Source organism: Helicobacter zhangjianzhongii, from assembly GCF_030249855.1.
Classification (GTDB): Bacteria; Campylobacterota; Campylobacteria; order Campylobacterales; family Helicobacteraceae; genus Helicobacter_B; species Helicobacter_B zhangjianzhongii.
Genome location: NZ_JANURN010000009.1, coordinates 85,130 through 107,109, shown reverse-complemented (window position 1 = coordinate 107,109; position 21,980 = coordinate 85,130). Strand labels below are relative to the sequence as shown.

17 protein-coding genes and 1 pseudogene are annotated in these 21,980 nt (G+C 45.4%); 12 read left to right on the top strand and 6 right to left on the bottom strand.

Annotated elements, in window-relative coordinates; translation table 11 throughout:
• Window positions 1-123: 123 nt before the first annotated feature.
• Together NYG90_RS09255 and NYG90_RS10615 are read left to right on the top strand one after the other, a co-directional pair.
• A complete protein-coding gene (locus tag NYG90_RS09255) occupies window positions 124-3,429 on the top strand; it encodes an N-6 DNA methylase (RefSeq protein ID WP_434062741.1) in 3,306 nt (1,101 codons plus the stop codon).
• Window positions 3,407-4,129: a restriction endonuclease subunit S gene (locus NYG90_RS10615; RefSeq protein WP_434062740.1), complete on the top strand. Its 723-nt coding sequence runs from the start codon at window positions 3,407-3,409 to the stop codon at window positions 4,127-4,129. The genes NYG90_RS09255 and NYG90_RS10615 overlap by 23 nt, the downstream gene beginning before the upstream one ends.
• 437 nt (window positions 4,130-4,566) lie before the next feature.
• On the opposite strand, the gene cysK is transcribed toward NYG90_RS10615, so the two are convergent.
• The 6 genes from cysK to NYG90_RS09225 form a co-directional block, all read right to left on the bottom strand.
• Window positions 4,567-5,472 carry a cysteine synthase A gene (cysK, locus tag NYG90_RS09250; RefSeq protein ID WP_115010666.1) on the bottom strand — a complete coding sequence of 302 codons (906 nt, stop codon included), beginning with the start codon at window positions 5,470-5,472 and terminating at the stop codon, window positions 4,567-4,569.
• A 141-nt stretch (window positions 5,473-5,613) separates the two neighbouring features.
• Window positions 5,614-6,885 (bottom strand): restriction endonuclease subunit S, encoded by a 1,272-nt coding sequence (locus NYG90_RS09245; protein ID WP_285257375.1) that lies wholly within the window; start codon window positions 6,883-6,885, stop codon window positions 5,614-5,616.
• Window positions 6,886-6,942: 57 nt separating this feature from the next.
• On the bottom strand, window positions 6,943-7,212 hold the full coding sequence (locus NYG90_RS09240; protein WP_285257376.1) for a hypothetical protein: 270 nt from the start codon (window positions 7,210-7,212) through the stop codon (window positions 6,943-6,945).
• A 5-nt stretch (window positions 7,213-7,217) separates the two neighbouring features.
• On the bottom strand, window positions 7,218-8,849 hold the full coding sequence (locus NYG90_RS09235) for an HsdM family class I SAM-dependent methyltransferase (protein WP_285257377.1): 1,632 nt from the start codon (window positions 8,847-8,849) through the stop codon (window positions 7,218-7,220).
• Window positions 8,849-10,195, bottom strand: a complete 1,347-nt coding sequence (locus NYG90_RS09230) for a type I restriction enzyme subunit R domain-containing protein (RefSeq protein ID WP_285264971.1) — start codon at window positions 10,193-10,195, stop codon at window positions 8,849-8,851. The genes NYG90_RS09235 and NYG90_RS09230 overlap by 1 nt, the downstream gene beginning before the upstream one ends.
• Entirely contained in the window at window positions 10,098-11,993 is a 1,896-nt protein-coding gene (locus NYG90_RS09225; protein ID WP_285264970.1) for a type I restriction endonuclease, read from the bottom strand. The genes NYG90_RS09230 and NYG90_RS09225 overlap by 98 nt, the downstream gene beginning before the upstream one ends.
• 139 nt (window positions 11,994-12,132) lie before the next feature.
• Between NYG90_RS09225 and fabD the strand changes: the two genes are divergently transcribed.
• The 10 genes and pseudogenes from fabD (at window position 12,133) to NYG90_RS09175 (ending at window position 21,972) form a co-directional block, all read left to right on the top strand.
• Window positions 12,133-13,065 (top strand): ACP S-malonyltransferase, encoded by a 933-nt coding sequence (fabD, locus tag NYG90_RS09220; RefSeq protein ID WP_285257379.1) that lies wholly within the window; start codon window positions 12,133-12,135, stop codon window positions 13,063-13,065.
• Window positions 13,065-13,757, top strand: coding sequence for a 5'-methylthioadenosine/adenosylhomocysteine nucleosidase (locus tag NYG90_RS09215; RefSeq protein ID WP_147278737.1), 693 nt, complete (start codon window positions 13,065-13,067; stop codon window positions 13,755-13,757). Before fabD ends, NYG90_RS09215 begins: the two co-directional genes overlap by 1 nt.
• Window positions 13,757-14,227: a type II secretion system protein gene (locus tag NYG90_RS09210; protein WP_285257380.1), complete on the top strand. Its 471-nt coding sequence runs from the start codon at window positions 13,757-13,759 to the stop codon at window positions 14,225-14,227. The genes NYG90_RS09215 and NYG90_RS09210 overlap by 1 nt, the downstream gene beginning before the upstream one ends.
• 144 nt (window positions 14,228-14,371) lie before the next feature.
• Window positions 14,372-15,001, top strand: a complete 630-nt coding sequence (locus NYG90_RS09205) for a PEP/pyruvate-binding domain-containing protein (RefSeq protein WP_285264969.1) — start codon at window positions 14,372-14,374, stop codon at window positions 14,999-15,001.
• 47 nt (window positions 15,002-15,048) lie between these two features.
• Window positions 15,049-17,547 carry a PEP-utilizing enzyme gene (locus tag NYG90_RS09200; RefSeq protein WP_285264968.1) on the top strand — a complete coding sequence of 833 codons (2,499 nt, stop codon included), beginning with the start codon at window positions 15,049-15,051 and terminating at the stop codon, window positions 17,545-17,547.
• Complete coding sequence (locus NYG90_RS09195; RefSeq protein ID WP_285257449.1) at window positions 17,547-18,155, top strand: gamma-glutamyl-CDP-amidate hydrolase; 609 nt, start codon at window positions 17,547-17,549, stop codon at window positions 18,153-18,155. The genes NYG90_RS09200 and NYG90_RS09195 overlap by 1 nt, the downstream gene beginning before the upstream one ends.
• On the top strand, window positions 18,152-18,943 hold the full coding sequence (locus NYG90_RS09190; protein WP_285264967.1) for a phosphocholine cytidylyltransferase family protein: 792 nt from the start codon (window positions 18,152-18,154) through the stop codon (window positions 18,941-18,943). The genes NYG90_RS09195 and NYG90_RS09190 overlap by 4 nt, the downstream gene beginning before the upstream one ends.
• Window positions 18,943-20,115: pseudogene (locus NYG90_RS09185) on the top strand (3'(2'),5'-bisphosphate nucleotidase CysQ family protein); the annotation flags it as partial. The gene NYG90_RS09190 and the pseudogene NYG90_RS09185, both read left to right, overlap by 1 nt.
• 102 nt (window positions 20,116-20,217) lie before the next feature.
• Window positions 20,218-20,766 (top strand): adenylyl-sulfate kinase, encoded by a 549-nt coding sequence (locus tag NYG90_RS09180; RefSeq protein ID WP_285257450.1) that lies wholly within the window; start codon window positions 20,218-20,220, stop codon window positions 20,764-20,766.
• Window positions 20,767-21,972 (top strand): hypothetical protein, encoded by a 1,206-nt coding sequence (locus NYG90_RS09175; RefSeq protein ID WP_285257383.1) that lies wholly within the window; start codon window positions 20,767-20,769, stop codon window positions 21,970-21,972.
• Window positions 21,973-21,980: the final 8 nt, after the last annotated feature.

Here is a 21,980-nt window from a genome sequence, read left to right as displayed (position 1 = left end):
CCCCCCCCCCCCCCCCCCCCCCCCCCCCCCCCCCCCCCCCCCCCCCCCCCCCCCCCCCCCCCCCCCAAAAAGCTAGAATCTAAACAAGCAACTATCTACACAAAGACCATAAACACCCACACAATGCAAGTGGATTTTGCTAATAAAGAGCTCATCTACCCACAAGGCATAAAGATACACGACACCACGACTTCAAACTTCTCTCACCCTGAAAATTTTGTCGTTTTTGAATGTGTGCATAGATTATTAGAAAAAGGCTATAAGGCAGAGTCGCTAGAATTAGAGAAAAAATGGCGATTGGGCGGAGAACTAAAAGGTGGTAAAGCTGATATTTTAGTGCGTGATAACCAAGACAACACTTATCTCATTATAGAATGTAAAACCACACAAGAAAATAGCAAAAGCGAATTTAGCAAAGAATGGGAGAGAATGAAAGAAAATGGCGGACAGCTTTTTAGCTATTTTCAGCAAGAAAAAGCTACAAAATTTTTGTGCCTTTACACCAGCGATTTAGAAGCAGAATCTAAAAGTATCAAATATCAAAATTACATTATCCAAGCCTTTGATAATGACGAATACTTGCAAGAAAACGATATAGAAAAATCCTATAAAAAAGCAAGTAATAACACCGAACTTTTTTCTGTATGGAAAGAGAGCTATGAATTGCAATTTTTCACGCAAGGCATTTTTGAAAATGATGTAAATGCTTATAAGATTCTAGAGCTAACCCCCACTTTTTCTAATCTACAAGAGCTAAAAGAAGAGGGTAAATACCACGAGTTTGCTAAGATTTTACGCAAACATAATATTTCAGGCAAAGAAAACGCCTTTGACAAACTTGTAAATATTTTTCTATGTAAAATCTATGATGAAAGCTTTAATAAAAACAATCTCAAATTTGGCTATTTTGGCGTTATGGCAGATACTTATGCCAATATGCAAGATAGGCTAATGCTCCTTTACAAAGAAGCGATGAGTGAGTTTTTAGGCGAAGAAATTACCTTTGTCTCTAATGATGATATAGAAAAAGCCTTTAAAAAACTTCACGCAAAAGACTTAAAAGCACAGATTCAAAAGCATATCAAAGAGCTTAAATTCTACTCCAACAACGACTTTGCCTTTTTAGAAGTGCATAATAAAGAGCTTTTCTTACAAAACGCCATAGTGCTAAAAGAAATCATCGAGCTTTTTGCCCCCTACAAACTCACGCAAAATTCCACCAATCAATTCTTAGGCAATCTTTTTGAGCTTTTTTTACAAAAGGGTATGAAGCAAGATGAAGGGCAGTTTTTCACTCCTATACAAATTTGTGAATTTATTATGTATGCCTTACCGCTAGATTCTATGCTAAGTTCTAAGCCTTTAAAAGTGCTTGACTTTGCTTGTGGGGCGGGACATTTTCTAAACACTTATGCAAACGAACTGAAACGCTACATTAAGCAGGATTTACAAGAGCATTACAAACAAATTTATGGCATTGAGAAAGAATATCGCCTAAGTAAAGTCGCAAAAGTTTCTTCTGCAATGTATGGACAAAATGAAATCAATATCCTTTATGCAGACGCCCTTGCCACACACGAGCTAGAAAATCCCAAAACAGACAGCGGAAATAAGCAAAAATTGCAAATTGACAACCACAGCTTTGATTTACTTATCGCTAATCCCCCTTATTCTGTCAAGGGCTTTTTAGAGACTCTAAGTGCTAAATCCAAAAAAACCTACACGCTTTTTACTAATGAGATAAATATAGAGACAAATAACGCCATTGAATGCTTTTTCATAGAGAGAGCAAACCAGCTTTTAAGAGACAATGCCAAAGCCGCCATTATCCTGCCAAGCTCGATTCTAAACAAAGATGGCATTTATAAAAGCACAAGAGAGATTTTGCTTATCAATTTTGACTTCATCGCTATTGTAGAGCTAGGCAGCGGGACTTTTGGAGCGACAGGCACAAATACCATTATTTTATTCTTACGCAAAAAGGACAGCTTCACACCAGAAAACGCAACCATTTCGCAAGATTATAGCAATATCAAAAACTACATAGAAAGCGGACATTTATCACAAAATGAGCCTTATAAAGACTACATAAACGCATTTAATGCGTATTGTGATTTTAGGGGCTTTGATAAAAAAGATTATGAAAGCTTTTTAAATGGAGGTTTAGAATCTCAACCAAATGGGTGGGCTGCGGGGTTTAGGGCGCGAAAGGATTTAGAATCTAGCTACAATTTAGACAAAGCCCCAAGTGAAACCAAAGACACAGAACAAAATATTGAAAGATCCCAAAGCACAACACAGCTTTTAGAGCTAGATACCTTTAAAGAATACCACACCGCCTTTAAAGAAACAAGCGAGTATAAAAAGCTGCTAGACTCTAAAGCCTTTCAAAGTTCTAAAGACAAAGACACCTTGATACACAACGCCTTTTTAGCCTACGCAAGAGCGATAGAAAAAGATAAATTACTCTATTTCTCTCTAGCTCTCAATCAAGCCCCTATCATCATCAAAGCCCCAAGTGATAACAAAGAGCAGAAAAAATTCTTAGGCTATGAGTGGAGTAATCGCAAAGGCGATGAAGGGCTTAAAGAGCTACATAGCCCCTACCTTAGCCCACTTTTTGAAAGGGATAATCCGCACAATCCAAACAAACTAGCCTACCTTATCCGCCAAGCGTTTGTATCTACCGATATGGGTGGGGCGCGGGGTTTAGGGCGCGAAAAAGCATCTCAAATAGAATCTAATCCCATCCCGCAAGACTTAAGCCCCTATGCCTTTAAAGCAAAACTCATAGATATGCTAGACTTTAGCAAGGTGGATTTTAATAAGGCTATAAGCTTAAATCCTACAAATTCACAAGGCGAGTTTAACGCACAGAATCCTTTTGAAAATTGTAAGTATGAGTTAGTAAAGTTAGAATCTGTTTGCAAAATGTATCAGCCACAAACTATTACAGCAAAAGAAATTTTAGAACAAGGACAATATAAAGTTTATGGTGCAAATGGCGTAATAGGATTTTACGATAAATATAATCACAAAGATGCTGAAGTAGCAATGACTTGCAGGGGTGCAACTTGCGGAACTATTAACTTTACAGAACCAGAATCTTGGATTACAGGTAATGCGATGATAATAACGCCATTAGAAAAAAACCTTATATTAAAAAAATTTTTAATTTATATTTTGCCGCTGTCAAACATAAAAAGCGTTATTACAGGTGCGGCTCAACCTCAAATCACAAGAACTAATTTGTCGCAACTAAAAATTCCCCTGCCGCCTTTAGAAATCCAAAAGCAAATCGTAGCAGAGTGTGAAAAGGTAGAAGAGCAGTATAACACCATAAGAATGAGCATAGAAAAATACCAAGAATTGATTAAAGCCATTTTAGTCAAATGCGGCATTGTAGATTCTAGCGAGGGGGGGCAGTAGAGACTTCATCGCTTCCCTGCTAGATTCTATACAAGAGCTAGAATCTAAGCTAGATTTTAATAACAATAACGCCTTAGATTTTAAAGCCCTTTTAGATTCTATCCCTACCCCACCACCGCAAGGCTGGGATACAATCAAACTCGGCGAAGTATGCGAAATTATAAGAGGGATAACATACGACAAAACAGAGCAAACAGCGGAAAAGACACAAAATATAGTATTAACTGCGGATAATATTACCCTTAATAACACCTTTGAGCTTTCAAAAATGATTTATCTTAAGCAAGATTTTATAGGAGATAAAAATAAAATTTTGCGAAAAAATGATATTTTTATGTGTTTTTCAAGTGGAAGCTTAAAACATATAGGAAAAGTGGCTTTTATAAATAAAGATACCGAATACTATGCTGGAGGATTTATGGGAATTTTAAGAAGTCGTTTTAATGCAAAATTTGTTTTCTATACTATTGCAAATGATGATTTTAAACAAAAACTTGAAAATTCTGCAACAGGTTCAAATATCAACAATTTATCAAGCAAAATTAACGACTTAAAAATCCCACTCCCACCCCTTGAAGCACAAGAGAAAATCGTATCCGCCATTGAAAATATAGAATCCAAAATACACCTTTTAGATTCTAGCTTGCCGAGCTTAGATTCTAAAAAAAGCGAGGTTTTGCAGCACTTTTTGCAAAACTAGCACCCCCTAGAATCCACTTTTGACAAAATGTAAATGGATTGCCACGACTTGCTAGCGCAAGTCTCGCAATGACAGAGATATTTCGCCTGCGGCTCAATATGACAAGAAAAAGGCGTTTTTCAAAAAGTGGATTCTAGTGTGGGGAGTGTGGGGAGTGATTGCCGCGCCACTGTCGCGGCTCGCAATGACAGAAAAAGCCGCTAGTGAAAACGCAGTTTCTTTAGAAAACAAGCTAGGCGATGTTTCTTTAGAAAACAAGGGATACCGCTCGCCGCTAGGCGATGTTTCTTTAGAAAACAAGTAAAACGCTCGCCGCTAGGCGATGTTTCTTTAGAAAACAAGTAAAACGCTCGCCGCTAGGCGATGTTTCTTTAGAAAAGTGGATTCTAGGGATTTATGCCCTAGCTTAGAGAGCAGATAGCCATAGGGCTGGCTGCCTACAAAGTGCCAAACAAATCTGTCGATAAGTATCGCTCCGCTGTGTCATTAAGCATTGTTAGCACCTTTTTGCCCGGATTTTCTTTGGCGATTTGTAGCGCGATAGCGACATTCGCTCCGCTTGAGATCCCCACCATCACGCCGATTTTGGCTAGAGCTTGCGCGGTGGCTATGGCTTCTTCATTGCCCGCGCAGATGACAGAGTCTATCACGCTTGTGTTTAGGATTTTGGGGATGAAGTTCGCGCCTATGCCTTGGATCTTGTGCGCTCCGGCTTGCCCTTGGCTAAGGAGTGGCGAGGCGGCTGGCTCTACGCCGATTATACGCAAATGCGGGATTTTCTCCTTAAGCACTTCGCCCACCCCGCTGATCGTCCCTCCTGTGCCAAAGCCCGCGACAAAGTAGTCAAGCTCGCCGCTAAAGCTCTCATAAATCTCTAGGGCAGTGGTGCGTTTGTGGGCTTCTTTGTTGGCTAGATTTGTAAATTGGCTTGGCATAAAGGCATTGGGGATACTTGCAAGCAGTCTGTTTGCCTCATCGAGTGCGCCTTGCATACCCTGTGCGGCTGGGGTCAGCACAAGCTTCGCGCCAAAAAGCGCGATCATCTTGCGCCGCTCTAGGCTCATAGACTCCGGCATCGTGATGATGATCTTTAGCCCTAGGCTTGCGCAAATCATCGCTAGAGAGATGCCCATATTGCCGCTGGTGCATTCTACTATGGTGGAGTCTTGCGTGATCTTGCCGCTATCTAGGGCATCTTGGATCATCGCGTAAGCGGCGCGGTCTTTGACAGAGTGGCTTGGGTTGAGAAACTCGCATTTGCCGTAGAGATTGGGGGCGAATTGGTGGAGAGCTAGGATAGGCGTGCGCCCGATTAGATCGGTGATATTGTGTGCGATAGGCATTGTGTGGTCCTTTGTAGAGTTGAGATTGGATCAAAGCTAGCAGACTTTACGCACTATGTCAAGCGATAGGGGAGAAGTAGTGTGATCTAGGCTAGGGCGTGTTACTAAATGTGGCGAGAGCGTTCTAGGTGGGTAGATCGCCTATACCACTTCCGCTTGATCGCCCATAAGCAACGGCAGCAGATAGTCGCGCCACTCCGCTAGCCTTTGGGATTCTTGCTGGTTTGTTAAAATGGATTCTAGGATAGTAGAAACTTCATTATGAAATTTGTTTAAAATTTCTTTTTTTGGTTTTAGTGTCCAAAGCTTTTCAGTCAAAATTGGGCTTAAATTATGCTGTGAAGTTCCGCTAGCTAAATTTTCTAATGTTGTTTTCATTATTTCGCTTCTAAAAAGACAATATAAAAATGATTTGTTTGCTTCTTTTTCTTGGATAATTCCCACTCGTTGATTTAGCAATAAATCTGTATCCCATACCATACCGACTCGCCCTACATTTCCTGTAAGTGATAGTAAAATATCCCCCTTTTTTAATCTACAAAATGTAGGCAATTTGGTCGGTAACATTAAAATTTTGTTGTCTGTATCAATGCTTATAAAACCATCTTTGACATTTTTAATTGTGATAAGTTTGTATATACCTTGACTGCTGAAATCTTTTGTAGAAAATGCAAAGCCTGATTGAATACTGCATAAATCGCCGATTTTGGCGACTTCCCAGTCTTGTGGGATCTCGCGCTTTAAGGTGGGGTCATAGACCATAGCTCCGCCGCTTGCTTTATAAGGCTTGCCGCTAGAGTCTGGGAAGTTATACTCCACAAAATAGCGCGTATAAAGGAGCTTTGCTAGAGCTTCTAGCTCGGTGTTTATGCGTGTGTTTAGCTCGATTTTTTTATCCAGCATACTAAGGACTTGCGCGATGTTTTCTTGCGTAGGGAGAGGCGGCAACGGGATTTGGTATTGTGTTATGATATTATTTTGCACTCGTTTTCTACCCGATGTGCCTGTCATTGATTGGATTGCTGTTTTTCTAAAATTCGGCGCAGTAAGTGTGTAGTATAAAAAGTGTGAGTCTGTCATTTTTGTAGCCCTAAAAACAATAAACTCGCTAGAGCCAAATGCTACTTCGTCTTTTTCTAAACAATCGACAAAAGCTGTTTTGCCATTTTCAAGGCAAGGAGTAATTTTTGCCAGTAATATATCGCCATTTCTAAATTTTGAGCCAGATTTAAAATTTTCAAATGAACTAAATTTAGCAAACTTGTAAAATGGTATTATGTCGCCCATTGATATTTTTTTGGCTTTGACTCCTTTTTTTATCTTTTCTTTTGGGTCTATCTCTGCTATATCCCCCAATTTTACCTTTTCCCATTGTGTTTGGTGGGGTTGTTTGTGTGGTGCTGGTGTTGGCATTATGTGTCCTTTGTGTTTTTGTGGATTACTAAAGAAGCTGCGCTTTGCCACGACTTGCTAGCGCAAGTCTCGCAATGACAGAGAGCTAGAATCCACTTTTTGCGTTTTTTGTTTTTCTTGCTTGTGGATTGCCACGCCGATTTCATCGGCTCGCAATGACGGAGAAACTCCGCTTTCTTCTTCAAGGATTCTAGGATTTGCGGTGGGGCTTTTGTAGTTTTTTGGGGATTTTAGGGTAGAGCTAGACTTAAGGTCTGCGGTTGCCCTAAAATCCCCAAAATCTGCGAAATGCCTACCCAAAGCCGAATCCATTCGCCTAGAATCCATACACTCTAGCCCTTAAAATGTAACCGCTCAAAGCTTGCCACTATCTCCCCCTGCAGCACCCTAGACTCTGCAAAAAGCTCTTGCAGCCTAGCCTTGCTAGATTCTAGCTGGGCGTCAAACTCCTCTTGACTTAGATCGATATGCTCGATGCTAAAGTCAAAATACTGCCCCGCAGAAAATGAATAGCCCTTTTGCGCGATAGATTCTAGGGGGACGCTTATGCTAAAGTCTTTTATCTCTTCTTGGCGTAGAAATGTGCCAATGATCTTGGCTTCGTCATCTTGGCTTAAAATGGTTCGCTCGTTTTTCTCTACCTTTTGCTTAGATCCTAGCTTTGAAGCATCCATCAAAAGTGCGTGCGTGTGGGGCTTGGAGCGATCGATAAAGACGATAGAGACATTGGTGTCAGTGGTGGCAAAGATATTGGGCGGCATTGTGATACACCCTAGCAGTGAGCTAGAATCTACTAGGACTTTGCGTAGGGTCTTTTCTATCTTAGTGGCGGTGATAAAGCCTGTGGGCACGACTATGGCAGCTCTGCCCTTGGGGCTTAGGGAGTTTAGCAGGTGCTGGAAAAAGCACAGATAAATCGCCATAGATTCTAGCTTTTTGTTAGGGACTTTAGGCACTCCGGCGAAAAACCGCTCCTTTTGCGCATCTAGCTCGGCTCTATACTCGCTAAAGTCGAGCTTAAATGGCGGATTACTTACGATGAAATCAAAGAGCTTGTGCGTGTGCTTGGGGTGGGTTAGGGTGTTGCCTTGGGTGATGTTGTGGATAGAGTGGGAGAGATTGTTTAGGATGAGGTTTAGGCGTAGGAGCTGGCTGGACTTCTGGCTTATGTCTTGGGCGTAGATGGAGCATTTATCCTGCCCTATGGTGTGTGCTAGGCTCATAAGCAGCGTGCCAGAGCCTGCGCTTGGGTCATAAATGCTCACACTTTTAGGGCTGGTGTCGCCTACAAGTATGCGCGCCATTATGGAGCTTACAGATGCTGGGGTGTAATACTCGGCATATTTGCCGCCGTTGTCTTTGTTGTAGTCTTTGATAAGGTATTCAAAAAGTGGGGCGAAAAAGTCGTAGCCTTGATCAAAGATCGCTTCAAAGTCAAAATCCACAAGCGATGACACAAGGGCTTTGGCGAAGTTATCGCGCTTGCTTGCATCGGTGATGATAGGCGATATAGGCTCAAAAAGCTTGATCTTGCTCCCGCCCTCTGTGGTGATAGAAAATATCTCAAGATTCCTAGAAGAGAGATTTTCTAACGCTTCATCAAGCCTTTTGTGGAAGCTTGATTCATTTTGCCGCTCAAAGAGATAGGGCAGCAGCTCATCTGGTAGAAAGATGACATTTGCGCCGATGTCTTCACAGAGCATTGCATAGTCATCTGTGCTTAGGCTCTTTAGGTGGGAGAGTAGCTTGCTAGAGTCTAGCTTCTCTAGGCTTGGCTCAGCGCGCTTTATCTCATAGATAAATTTATCGCTTAGGAATTTGTAGAGGAAAACTTGGGTGATGATTTTATACTCCCCTGCGTCATTGCCTAGCCCGCTTCTAGCACAAATGGCTTTGAGCCTGTCGATTAGGGCTAGGATTTGCGGTGTGGTGTTTGGCGGGGTCTGGGTGTTTGGGACTTGCATTAGGCGGATTCTCCTTTGTATTGGTGTAGGTATTCATTGGCAAGTAGGGAGGTGAGAGTGCTTCTTGTCTCTCGGGAGTAGCGAGTCTCTAGCAGGGCTTTTGCTTGGGATTTAGTGAGCTGGTTTAGCTCTGTGGTGAAAAAGGCTTGATTTGCTAGCAGCTCGCGGTTGTTTAGGAGCTGGTGGTCGATGGTGTGCTTGATCGCTAGCAGGCTCTCGTGGATACTTGGGTCTGCAAGGTGCAAAGACTCTCTTAGGCGTTTGTGTATGCGTAGGAATTTTGGGTCTTTGTCGTATTTGGCACAGAGCCTTTCATCTGCGGCATTTAGGGCGTCTATGCGTGCTTGTAAGGACTTATACTCGCTATCAAGCGCGGCAATCTGCTCTTGGGTGGGGTTTATGTGCCTTTTGGCTAGGAGGCGTTGAAGCTCTTGGTAGAGTGTGGTGTAGATAGGGTCGGCATTGTCTATATTGCTTAGGAACGCCTCTCTTGTGCGTGCGATTTGGGACTTTAGCCCATCGAGTAGGAGCAGCTCTTTTTCATCGATTTTGGTAAAGGAGAAAATATAATCCTCTAAGGCTTGGCTAAGCAGGCTTGGATCTGGGTCGGTGGAGTCTATGATCTCTTGGATATGTAGGGTGTGTAGCCTATCTTGTAGCACTTGGAGCAATCTAGCAAGGCTGCTAAAAGGCAGCTTGGATTCTAGCTCTTTGTAGCCGTGTAGGGCGATGAGATTGTAGAGCTCGCGCGCAGATTGCAGCTGGGATTGGAGGGTGTGGAGCTTGTCTTTGGAGAGCTTTTCTATTTGTAAGCGGAATTCTTCGGCGTTGCTTGTGTCATACTCCCATAATGTGGCTTTTATGGATTCTAGCTCGGCTTTGATTTCTTCTAGGGTTTTAAAAAGTCCTGTATAAGAGTCTATATCATCGCCTAGCTCTCTGTGTAGCTCGTCCCAATAGGCTTTGTTGGTCTTGTCAAACTCTCTGTCAATATCCGCAAAATCCACCACATAGCCATAGTGGAAGGACTTATAAGGGCGATTGACACGCGTTAGGGCTTGGAGGAGATTGTGGGACTCTATCTTGCGGCAGAGATAGAGCTTTTTAAGCCTTGGGGCATCAAAGCCGGTGAGTAGCATATTATAGACAAAGAGCAAGGAGATCTTACCAGCCTTGAAGTCTTCAATGTCTTTGGCGCGGGAGTGCTTATCGCCTTGGTCGTGTAGGATTAGCGCGGAGATTAAGGGCTTAGAATCTAGGCTGCTTGAAACGGGGGGGGGGGGGGGAAGCTGGGGAAATGGCTTGTGAGAGTGCAAATAGCTCTCTAGCCTGCTCACTGCTCGCACACACCACCATAGCCCCAATGCTTTCATCACCTAGCTTGGCGCGGCTTTGTGTGAAATCATCATAGATATATTTATATAGGGGCGTTACAAAGCTTTTGTGCGCATAGATAGCTTTAGAATCTAGAGAACCTTGCTCTAGCTCTAGGGCTTTTAGCCTGTCTCTTAGCGTTTCTTTATAGCTAGCTTGTATGTCTTCTTTGATAAGGCGTAGGGTGTAGCCATCTTTGATCGATGAGTCGTAGTAGTAGCGGTGGATATACTCGCCAAAAATTTGGGTGGATTTGCTTCTGGAGGAGCTGCCTAGCAGGGGTGTCCCTGTGAGCGATAGGAAGATAGCCTGCCTATCTGTGGTGAATAAATGTGTGAGAAATGAGCCTTTGGGATCATAGCTTCTGTGTGCTTCATCGATAAAAAACACGCGCTGGAAAGCAAGGGCGTAGGAGTTGGGCAGGGCTAGAGAGTCTTGGCTAAATTTTTGGATATTTACGACTATCATCTCATCTTTGCCTTCTTGGTTGTTGCATTTAAGGCTTGATAGCTCACTGATGAAGTCCTGCTTAGACTCTATCTCTTTGACACGCAAGCCCCTTTTGCTAAACTCGCTAGAAGCTTGCTTGTAGAGATCTAGGCGATCGGTGATGAAGTAAAACTTGGTGATAATGCCTAAAGATTGGTAAAAGTCTTTGATCCACCTTGTGGCGTAGAAGCTTAGGGCGGTTTTGCCCGAGCCTTGTGTATGCCATATGATCCCACGCTTTAGGGGGAGTGGCTGGGGGATCTGGGCAGAGTTGGACTCGGCTTTATGCCATTGGTGTAATTTGTCTTTGATCGCGCATAGGGCGAAAAACTGCGGATAGCGCATAATGTGCTTTTCTATGGTGGGGCTTTGGGTGAGACTTTGGGTGAGACTTTGGGTGGGGCTTTGGTGGCTAGAGCTAGATTCTACAAAGGCGATCCCATAGCGCAAAAAGACTTGCAGTCGCTCAAGGGTAAAAAGTGAGATGAGTAGGGAGTTTGTCGGAGTGGTGGGGGCTAGGTTGGTGGCGAACTCTTGCGTGGATAGTAGGGCTTGGGAGTTGGTATCTTGGAGTATGGCTTTGAGCGTAGTAGAATCCACTTCTGGTAGTGCTGCTTGGGGAGACTCCTCTCTAAAGTGATTGGGCTTTAGGCTATAGCTTGTGGAGTAAAACGCGCCGCTTATTGGGGTAAGCTCGCTTTCATCATAGGCGCAATTATTAGAATACACGATAATTTGCGTGCAGTGAAAAAAGCGTTTAAAAGCGGGGTTGCTAAATCGCTCTTTAGCGCGCTTTAGCTCGGCTTGTATGCCTTGCTCGTTATTGGGCTTTTTGACTTCGATAAAGCACAGCGGCAAGCCATTGATACATAGCGTAATATCTGGGCGGAAGCTCCCTGCGCCGCTCTCATCGCCTCCGTAAGGCAGCTCTGTAACGACTTCAAACATATTGTTACTAAAATTATCCCAATCAATAAGCTTGATAGCACCTACTTCTTCGATAGTATGTCCGCTAAGCCCATAGCACAAGCTCTCATAAAAAGCCCTGCCGCAATCATCATAGGAGAGAATAAAAGCGATATGCTCTAGGGCTTTATCGAGTGATCCTTGGCGTAAGGTTGGATTGAGTGTGCGTAGGGCTTTAGCAAAGCTTGGGATAAGGATATTTGTCCTAGGCTCAAACTCTGCGTTTTTAAGCGAGCGATAGGCAAACCCAAGTCGAGTAAGTGTGATGAGTGCTGGTATTTTCACGCGAGAATCCTCGCTAAATCCTTTAGCCATATGCCACCTGCTAGAAAGTAGAATCTATGTTTGCGTTGATATGGTAGCCAATACAAACTTATTTGACAATAAGCGGCAACTTGCTACAATGCACGCCTAATCCCACACAACAAGCTAAGAATACTTTAAGGATACTTTTATGAAATATGCTTTTGTTTTCCCTGGGCAGGGCTCTCAAGCCATAGGAATGGGCAAGGATTTTTACGAGAATTTTGGCGTGGCAAAGGAGATGTTTGAAACCGCTAGCGATGTGCTGGGGCTTGATTTCAAAAAGCTGCTTTTTGAAGAAAACGACCTGCTTAATCAAACGCAATACACCCAGCCAGCGATCTTTCTTGTAAGCCAAATCGCCCACACAATCTTGCAGCAAGAGTCCCCGCTTCTAGCCCACTTTGCCTTAGGGCATTCGCTTGGGGAGATTAGCGCGCTATGCGTGGCTTTGGGCGTGGGCTTTGAAGATGGGCTTAGGCTTACCAAAGCGCGAGGGGAGATGATGACAAAAGCGTGCGATGGCAAAGATGCAGGTATGATGGTCATCGTAGGGCTTAGCGATGAGCAAGCCGAGGGGGCTACACAATCGTGGCGCGATCAGGGCAAAAGTGTCTGGTGTGCCAACTACAACGGCGATGGACAGATCGTGCTAGCGGGGAAAAAGAGCGATCTAGCAAGCATAGAAGAGCCTATCAAAGCCCTAGGGGCTAAACGCGCACTGCTGCTGCCTATGTCCGTAGCCTCGCACTGCCCTTTGCTAGAATCTATGTGCGAGCCATTTAAGGAGCTTTTGCGCAAGTATCTAAAGCCCACATTCGCCCTGCCTATCATCTCAAATGCCACGACAAAGCCCTATGACACTGCCGAGCAAGCCTATGAGCTGCTCACCTTGCAGCTTATCTCGCCGGTGCTGTATAAGCAGTCAATTTTGGCTGTTGATGAGCATATTGATGCCTATATCGAGCTAGGGCATAATAGCGTGCTAAAGGGCTTAAACAAACGCCTAAGTCAAAAGCCCACGCTCACAATCGCCAACACCCAAACCCTACAAGAATCCATTTCACAATTGGAGCAGCAGTAATGATAAAAATAGGCATTATAGGAGCAATGGAAGAAGAGATCACGCCTATTCTCGCGCTGTTTCCGCAAGCGCAGGAGATCGCACTAGGTGGGAATGTGTTTTATCATATCGCGTATAAAGGCGCGGAGATTTATGTCGCTTATAGCAAGATCGGCAAGGTGCATTCTGCCATCACCGCTAGCACAATGATTTTGCGCTTTGGCTGTGAGAAAGTCATTTTCTGCGGCGTGGCTGGAGGCTTGGATACAGATTTGGCAGTGGGAGACTTGCTGCTTGGGAGCAAACTTTGCCAGCACGATGTGGATATTAGCGCGTTTGGACACCCGCTAGGATTTATCCCAGAAAGTAGGGTATTTATAGAAACTGATGAAAATCTCAATGCCATTGCTAGGCAAGTAGCCCTAGAATCCAATATCACGCTAAAAGAAGGCATAATCGCTTCAGGCGATGCCTTTATCCATAGCAAGGAGAAAAAGCAGTGGATCATAGAGAATTTTGGCGCAGCGGCAGTGGAGATGGAGGGGGCGAGTGTCGCAGTGGTGTGCGATAGCTTCAAAGTGCCTTGCTGTATCTTGCGATCCATTAGCGATAGTGCCGATGGGGCTGCTGATGTGAGCTTTGATGAGTTTTTGGACTCTTCGGCAAGGATCGGTGCTAATTTTGTCAAGCAGATGATCGATAGGCTTGTGTGATGCGCGCTAGAATCCACGCACCAAAGCTTCGGGTGAGCGGTGGATTTAGCCTAATCGAGCTTGTGTTTGTGATAGCGGTGGTGGGGATACTCGCCGCAGTGGCTTTGCCAAAGCTTGTCGCCACGCGCACGGACGCGCTCTATGCCGCGGTAAATAGCGATATACAAGCAGTCATTAGCTCCGTGCAAGTAGCCACACTCACGCAAGATCTAAGCGCAAACCCCCTTGATGGTGCTTTCATTATGCAGGCTGCTGGGCTATCTCCTACGCGCTGGGTCGCTCAAGGTAGCGGCGTGCGGCTTGGCAAAAATGGTGCGCTAGATACGGCAAACAACTGCGTGATAATCGACATAACCGCCCAAAGCCTGCAAGTGAGAGTCCAGCCTATCCAAAGCTCCCAGCTCTGCCAAAAGCTTAGTAAAACCTACCCCACGCCTTTAAGCTTCAATCTCTCTAGCACATTGTTTTAGCCTTAAAGCAGGTGGAGAGAGCGACTCTAGCCCTTAGCTATGTAGATAGCCCACTATCCACCACACAAGAAGTTTGCAGAAATAAGCGCATCGCAATATGGATTTTGCTAGAATCCGCATTTTTATATCACATAGGAGAGGCAAGTGGAGCTAGGCACAAAGGCAAGGACTCTAGAGCTTTTGCAAGGACAACTACATAGCGCGCAAGTTCTGCCGCTTGTGATCACTTCACTTCTTGAGCTAGCACAAGCCCAAGAAGCACTCCTAGCGCGTATCGCAGAGCTTAAGAGCGAGAAACTTATCGTGCGATCTAGCTCAAAGAGTGAAGATACCGCTAGCACTTCTAATGCCGGAGCATTTCTAAGCCTAGCTAATATCCCAGCAGATGACACCAAAGCCCTGCTAGAAGCCATAGAGCAAGTGGGGGCTTCTATGCCAGATCCTAGCGATGAAATCTTGATCCAGCCTATGCTGGATTCTATCGCGCTATGTGGCGTGGGCTTTAGCGTGGATAAAGAGTCCAATGCGCCCTATTTTTGCATAAGCTATGACACAAGCGGCGATAACGCAAGCGTAACAAGCGGTAGCACAAACGCGCTTGAGCACTTTGTGCAGTATCGTGGCGCGCCTTGCAATGATCCGCTGATGGCTAGGGTGATTGCTATGATACAAGAGCTAGAATCCATTTTTGCGCACAAAGCTTTAGATGTGGAGTTTGCTTTTGTTAAAACGGGGGGGGGGGGGAATCCTGTAAGGATTCAGCTTTTGGGCTAGAATCGCCCCAGCTAGAGCTCTACTGCCTCCAAGTCCGCCCCCTTGTAATGCAACACAAGCAAGATCTCTATGACATAATCACCCCTAGAGCCCTAGAGCGACTCTCTAAACGCATAAAAGCCCTAAGCGCACCCCACCCAAATGTCCTTGGGGCAAAGGCGATATTTGGCGTGATGCCTGATTGGAATCCCGCAGAAATCATCGGGCTAAAGCCTAAGCGACTAGCCCTAAGTCTCTATAAAGAGATCGTAACAGATGGCGTGTGGGCTTACCAGCGCGATAATTATGGATATAGAAATTTACGCTCCCACCCGCTTATGCACTCATTTTTAGGCATACCTTATATCGATGTGCGCTTGTCTTTTAACTCCTTTATCCCAAAGCACCTAGATGATAATATCGCCACAAAGCTTGTGGATTACTACCTAAGCGCGTTAGAATCCACCCCAGAAGCCCACGATAAAATCGAGTTTGATATTGTGTTTTCTTGCTATGATTTCTCCACACCTACGCGACTGCAAGCCCTGCTGAAGCACGGATTTAACGACAATGAGCTAAAGCGCGTAGAATTTGCCCTGCTTAATCTCACAAACTCTATCCTAGCAAAAGACTCTGGGCTATATCTCAAAGATTTAGCAAAGTCCCAAAAGCTTGAAGCCAGATATAGCGCGATAGTGGATTCTAGTCTCTCGCTGTATGATAAGATTTATTGGCTGCTAGAAGATTGCAAGCGGTTTGGCACGCTGCCGTTTGCTGGCGTGGCTAGGGCGGCGTTTGTGGCTATGCAGATTTTACGCTCGCTTGTGGAGATAGGCTTTTTAAGCACGCAGGAAAAAGAGGAGTTTCTAAGCTCTTTGCACACCATTAGCAAGCAACTTAGTGATGATATAGCGCATTTGCAAGAAGACTCAATAGATGAGTTTTTGGCTGTTTATGGGCATTTGCGTGCGGGGAGTTATGATATTTTGTCGGCTAGGTATGATGAGGGGTTTGACTATTACTTCGGCTCTAAATGCGGGGATTCGGCTTGTAGCGATAAATCGCCGATTCTGCGGCGTGGGCTTGCTCATTATCGCCTAGATAAATCCCTTCGCCCACGCCTTGAAAGCGGCGATTTCTCATCTACAATCCTAGAATCCCAAAGTAGCACTGAAATTACAAACCCAACCACGAGCAAGTTTAAGCTAGAATCCACTTTTACGCAAAGCACCGATTCTAGCTCCAAAATACTGCCGCGAGAGACAAAGGGCGAGCAAAAAGTGGATTCTAGCACCGCTGCAACTCCTAGAATCCTTGAAGAAGACAATCAAGCCGAGTGTGAAAATCCGCCCCCACCCCTAGAATCCACTTTTGAGCAAAACAGCCATTCTACACACAACGCCCATTTATCGTCATTGCGAGACACTGCGCCAGCAGTGGCGTGGCAATCCACACAAACACAGACACAAAACCTAGAATCCATTTTTGAAAACCCCACCACAGATGCACAAAAAGCGGATTCTAGTAATGACTATTCTGCTAGCGCAGAATTAGTGGATTGCCACGCGGACAAGTCCGCTCGCAATGACACAAAAAACGCCACAAGTAAAAAAGTGGATTCTAGGGATAAAAACGCTCAAAGTGCGTTTGATAAACAAGCCGCAGGCGGCAGGATTTGCGATGAAAAAGCAGGGTTGTGCAGTGGCGAGCAAGGAGATAAGACTTGCGGTCTATCGACGCCGCGAGCCGCAAACTCCCTGCTTTTTCGCGCAAAACAAGCAAAGCGGTGCGAGCGTGAGCTCGCAGGTTTCTTTAGAAAGCCAACGCCAAAGCCAAGCCAAGCTGAATCACCACAACAAAAACCATACCACATAAGCAGCGATCGCCTCCGCGCGCTAGACTCCTTGCTCAAAGAGCACGGGCTAGAGATTTGCGCAAAAGATTTGTTTGTCTTTTTGAAGCAAGCCATAGAGGGCAGGGAGAGCGTGAAGTTTGCTTTCTCTAAGTTTCTCTCAAAAGCCCTAAGCTATATCAAAGAGCTAGGCGAGAGCCTGCAAATCCCAGCAAGCGATATGGCGCATTTGGATATTAAAAGCATTTTAAGCCTTTATGCAAGCTTGTATAAAGATAGCCCCAAGGAGCGATTCTTGCAAGAAATCGCCGCAAACAAGCAAGAATACAACCTTACTTGCGCGCTAAAGCTCCCAGCTCTTATCACAAAGCCTGATGAAGTCTTTGCCTTTTTTTCAAGCAAGGTGGTGCCAAACTTCATCACACAAAAGCTTGTGATAGGCGAGGCTATCGAGCTAGATTCTACCACGCAGCAAAATCTACAAGGCTCTATCGTGCTTATCAAATCCGCCGATCCGGGCTATGACTATCTCTTCACCAAAGATATTGCCGGCTTTATCACCTGCTATGGCGGGAGCAACTCCCATATGGCGATCCGCGCCAGTGAGCTACAAATCCCAGCGGTGATTGGCGTAGGCGAGCACGCGTATCAAGCTTATGCGAGTGCCACTAGGATCCAGCTTGACTGCCAAGCCCAAAGAATAGTGTGCCTATAATGCAGCCCTTCATCGCCATAAGCCAGCGACTTGCCCCTGCCGCGCATAATGAAGTGCGCGAGTGCCTAGCAAGTGAGTGGGGGAGCTTTTTTGCGCGTAATCTTGCCAGCTATCTGCCCCTGCCGCTTGCCTATCATATCCCCTTTAGCCAATATGCGCCCTTTGTGCAAGGGGTGATCCTTAGCGGGGGGAATGACTTGGCACTCTTTTGTGATGATTATCTTTCACGCACGCGCGATAGCTATGAAAGGGATCTGCTAGAGCATTGTGTCAAAAAGCGGATTCCAGTGCTTGGGATATGTCGTGGGGCGCAGATGATCGCGCAGTATTTTTCCTGCGAGATCGCGCCACTACAAGGGCATATAGGCAGCCATAAGCTCCACGCACAAGGGCAGGAGTTTAGGGTCAATTCCTTTCATAATTATGGCGTGATGTCTGTATCTAGCGAGCTAGAGTCCATAGCCCTAGCTAGTGATGGCAGTATAGAGGGCTTTAGGCACGAGAGACTGCCTATTTTTGGCGTGATGTGGCATATAGAGCGAAGTGGGGGTATGGAGTATCAAGGGCTATGGCAGAGATTTTTACAAGCACTAAAGGAGCGTGAATGAGAGCATTGATTTTAGCCGCAGGATTTGGCTCAAGGCTTATGCCGCTAACTCAAAGCAAGCCAAAATGTATGGTGGAGTATGAGGGCAGGGCGATTGTCGATTATGGGATAGAGGCATTGCGTGCGTGCGGGATTGATGAGATAGCGGTGGTGGGCGGGTATTTATACCCCGTGCTAGAATCCTACTTAAGCAAGCACGATATTATGACAATGTATGAGAACCCGCGCTATGCTAGCACCAATATGGTGCAGACAATGCTCTGTGCTAGGGAGTGGATAGAGGGCTGTGCTAATGATAAGCAAGACCTGCTTATCTCCTATGCAGATATTGTGTATTTCGCGCCTTGTGTGCAAAAGCTTTGCAAAAGCAGCGCGCCTTTGGCAATCGCAGTAGATAAGCTTTGGCATAAGCTTTGGCGCAAGCGATTTAGCGATGTGCTGCTAGATGCCGAGAGCCTTAAAATCCACAATGGCAAGATCACCGAGCTAGGCAAAAAGCCTACAAGCCTAGATGAGATACAAGGGCAGTATATGGGGCTATTTATGCTTAGGCACGATTTTTTGCCGCAAATGCTTGCATTCTATGATGGGCTAGATAGAAATGCGATCTATGATGGCAAGGATTTTGAAAATATGTATATGACAAGCTTTTTGCAAGCTCTTATTGATAGCTTTGATAATGCACAAGCGGTGGAGATTTATGGCGGCTGGCTGGAGGTGGATATGCCAAGTGATCTAGCTATATCACTGCAAGATATTCAAGCAATCACAGCGCAAAAAGGCGAGTAATGCAAGAGCTACTAGAAAAAGCCGCCACAATCGCGCTGCAAGCAGGCGAGCTGATCTTAGCTATCAAGGACAAAACCGCTAGCCAAAAAGCCGATGGCTCGCCTGTTACCAAAGCAGATTTAGAGGCAAATGCCTTTATCACCGATAGATTATCGCACATTGCCCCCTATCCTATCTGCTCTGAAGAAGCTCCGCTAGAGTATGAGAAGCGCAAGGATTTGGAGTATTTTTGGCTTGTTGATCCCCTTGATGGCACAAAGGATTTTGTCGCTAATCTTTCTGGCTGGAGTGTCAATATCGCCCTAATCCACCGAGACAAAGCTATTTTAGGCGTGGTGTATGTGCCTATGCTAAAGGAGCTATATCTAGGGCTAGAGGGGTTTGGGGCGTTTGTTGGTAGGGGGGATTCGGCTTTGGGTAGGCATAGCGGCGCGTTGTCTTTTGGGCTAGAATCGGCGATTGCTTCATCTCGCGGCGTCGATAGACCGCAAGTCTTATCTTCCTTGCGAGATTTGCAAAGCACCGATTCTAGCTCCAAAATACTGCCGCGAGAGACAATGGGCGAGCAAAAAGCGGATTCTAGCCCCACCGCAATCCCTAGAATCCTTGAAGAAGGCAATCAAGCCGAGTGTGAAAAATCCACCCACTCCGCGCAAAAAGTGGATTCTAGCACCGCCACAACTCCGTCATTGCGAGCTTTGCTCCGCAAAGCGTGGCAATCCATAAAAAAACATACCAACCCCCTAGAATCCACTTTTGAAAACACCACAAATGTAAGCGAGCAGCCAAAGGATTCTAGGATTTGCGATGAGAAATCTTTGCTTTGCGAGCCGCGCAAGGAGATAAGACTCGAGTGTCTATCGACGCAGCGCGGCGATGCAATCAAAGATTTATCGCGCAAAGCCGAATCCTCTAGCCAAAAAAATTCTGCTATCTCCCTAGCGTGTGATTCTGTCTTCCACTCTAGCCCCCTCACACAAGCATTTATCGCGCATTATGGGCTAGAGAGTATCAAGCTAGGCTCATCGCTGAAGTTTTGCGCACTTGCCAATGGAGCGGCGGAGATTTACCCTAGATTTAATGGCACAAAGGAGTGGGATACTGCTGCCTCTCAAGTCATAGTCGAGCAAAGCGGCGGCGCGGTGATAAGTATCAAAACAGGCAAGCCCCTACGCTACAACAAAAAGCACTTTGCCAATGACTACTTCATAGCCTTTGCTGCGAGTCAAATAGGCGGAGCTATCTATGAAGATGTCCGCAGTGATAGGCTGCCTTTGGCATTTAAGGCTAGCTACTATGGGCTAGTGGTGTGGCTCACAGGGCTTGCTGGCAGTGGCAAAAGCACTCTTGCTAAAGAGCTGTATATAAAGCTGCAATCCCAAGCACTCAATGTCGTGTATCTTGATGGCGATGAGCTGCGCGATGTGCTAGGGGCATATAGCTATGATAAGCAAGGGCGCATTAGCGTGGCAAAAAAGCGTGCCGATCTCGCTAGGCTTTTGTCTAGGCAGGGGATTATCACCATTGTAAGCACGATTTCGATGTTTGATGAGATCTATGCCTACAATAGAGAGCATTTCCCCAACTACCTTGAGGTCTATGTCTCTTGCGATTATGATGAGCTCATACGCAGGGATCAAAAGCAGATTTACTCCAAAGCCCTTAAAGGCGAGCTGCCAAATGTCGTGGGCGTGGATATAGATTACGATGAGCCAAAGGCGCATTTACGCATTGATAACACCACGCTAGGTGGCATTGATGAAAAAGTGAAGCAAATCCTAGAAAAAATCCAATCCACATTCCAATCCACACAAGGAGCATAAATGCGACTACTACAAAGAGCCAAAAATATGATAAAAGTGATGAAAGGGGGGCGATGGGGGTATTTCTACGATCGCTTGCCCGGGGCGCAAAAGCTCTTTAATCTCACCAATCTCCTCCCCCACCCAAGCACATATGAATATATCTTGCTAGGAGGGCACGGCGTGGGGCTAACGGCGGTGAAATACTATCTTGCCAAATGTCAAGCAAAGCCTATGGAGGTGCTCTCTTATGAGAATTTCCGCCCTTTTATTTTCTGGCGTGAGTTTGATGGGCTGGTGCTAGATAAAGCCCCGCTAAATAGTGGTGCGAGCAAGATCCTAGCTACTTGCACAAAGCGTGTGCCGGTGTATCAAATCCTGCGCGATCCTATAAGCATTGTCAAAAGCAATGTCAATGCCACAATGCTACACACCATATCAACGATACACTCCCAAAAAGATGCCAACGCGCTAGCCTTTGAGATTGTCAAAAATATCTCGCATTTGATGATAGCCTTTAGCTCCCAGCGCAAGCTTGTAGAGCATATCACAAGTGATGTGAGCTACCTAAGTATGCGCGATATTGATGATAGCAATATGCCAAGCACTATGCAAAACTTCTGCGATCGCTTCGGCTATACCAACTGCTCCTATGATGAAGAAAGCGTGGTCAAAGGCTCATCTTTCCCAAGGTGCTTTCCCTATATTTTTACTATTGATGGCATGCTTTTCGCACTCTCCACTCTCTCAAGGCTAGTAGATGGCTCAAGCGCGGAGATCGATGTCTCTGCGCATATAGACTCTAAACGCTTGCAGTGGTCCCACCCTATCCACAAGCTAGAATCCATTATCGTAGAAGGACACGAGAGCCACCCGCTGTATCTGGTGTGTGCTGCCCCCCCCCCTATTAAAAGTAGCAGCCTAGAGCAAGCAAGAGCCAAAGCACAAAGCTATATAGAATCCACACGCGCACTTTTGGCAAGGGCAGAGCAGCTTGCTTTCACAGAATCCACGCTTATAGAAGCACTTCTGCAAGCCCCGGATATAGCCACATATCTAGCCCAAAGGATAGAGAGAGAATGCGCTATTATCAAAAATGATCGCCCAGATATTTGGGAGCAATTTTCACATACGCACAAGTTTTGCGCTTGTGTGGATCGCCACGCTAACCTCATCGGCTCGCGAGTGAGAGATAAAACTACCGCAAGTGAAAAAAGTGGATTCTAGCAATGACT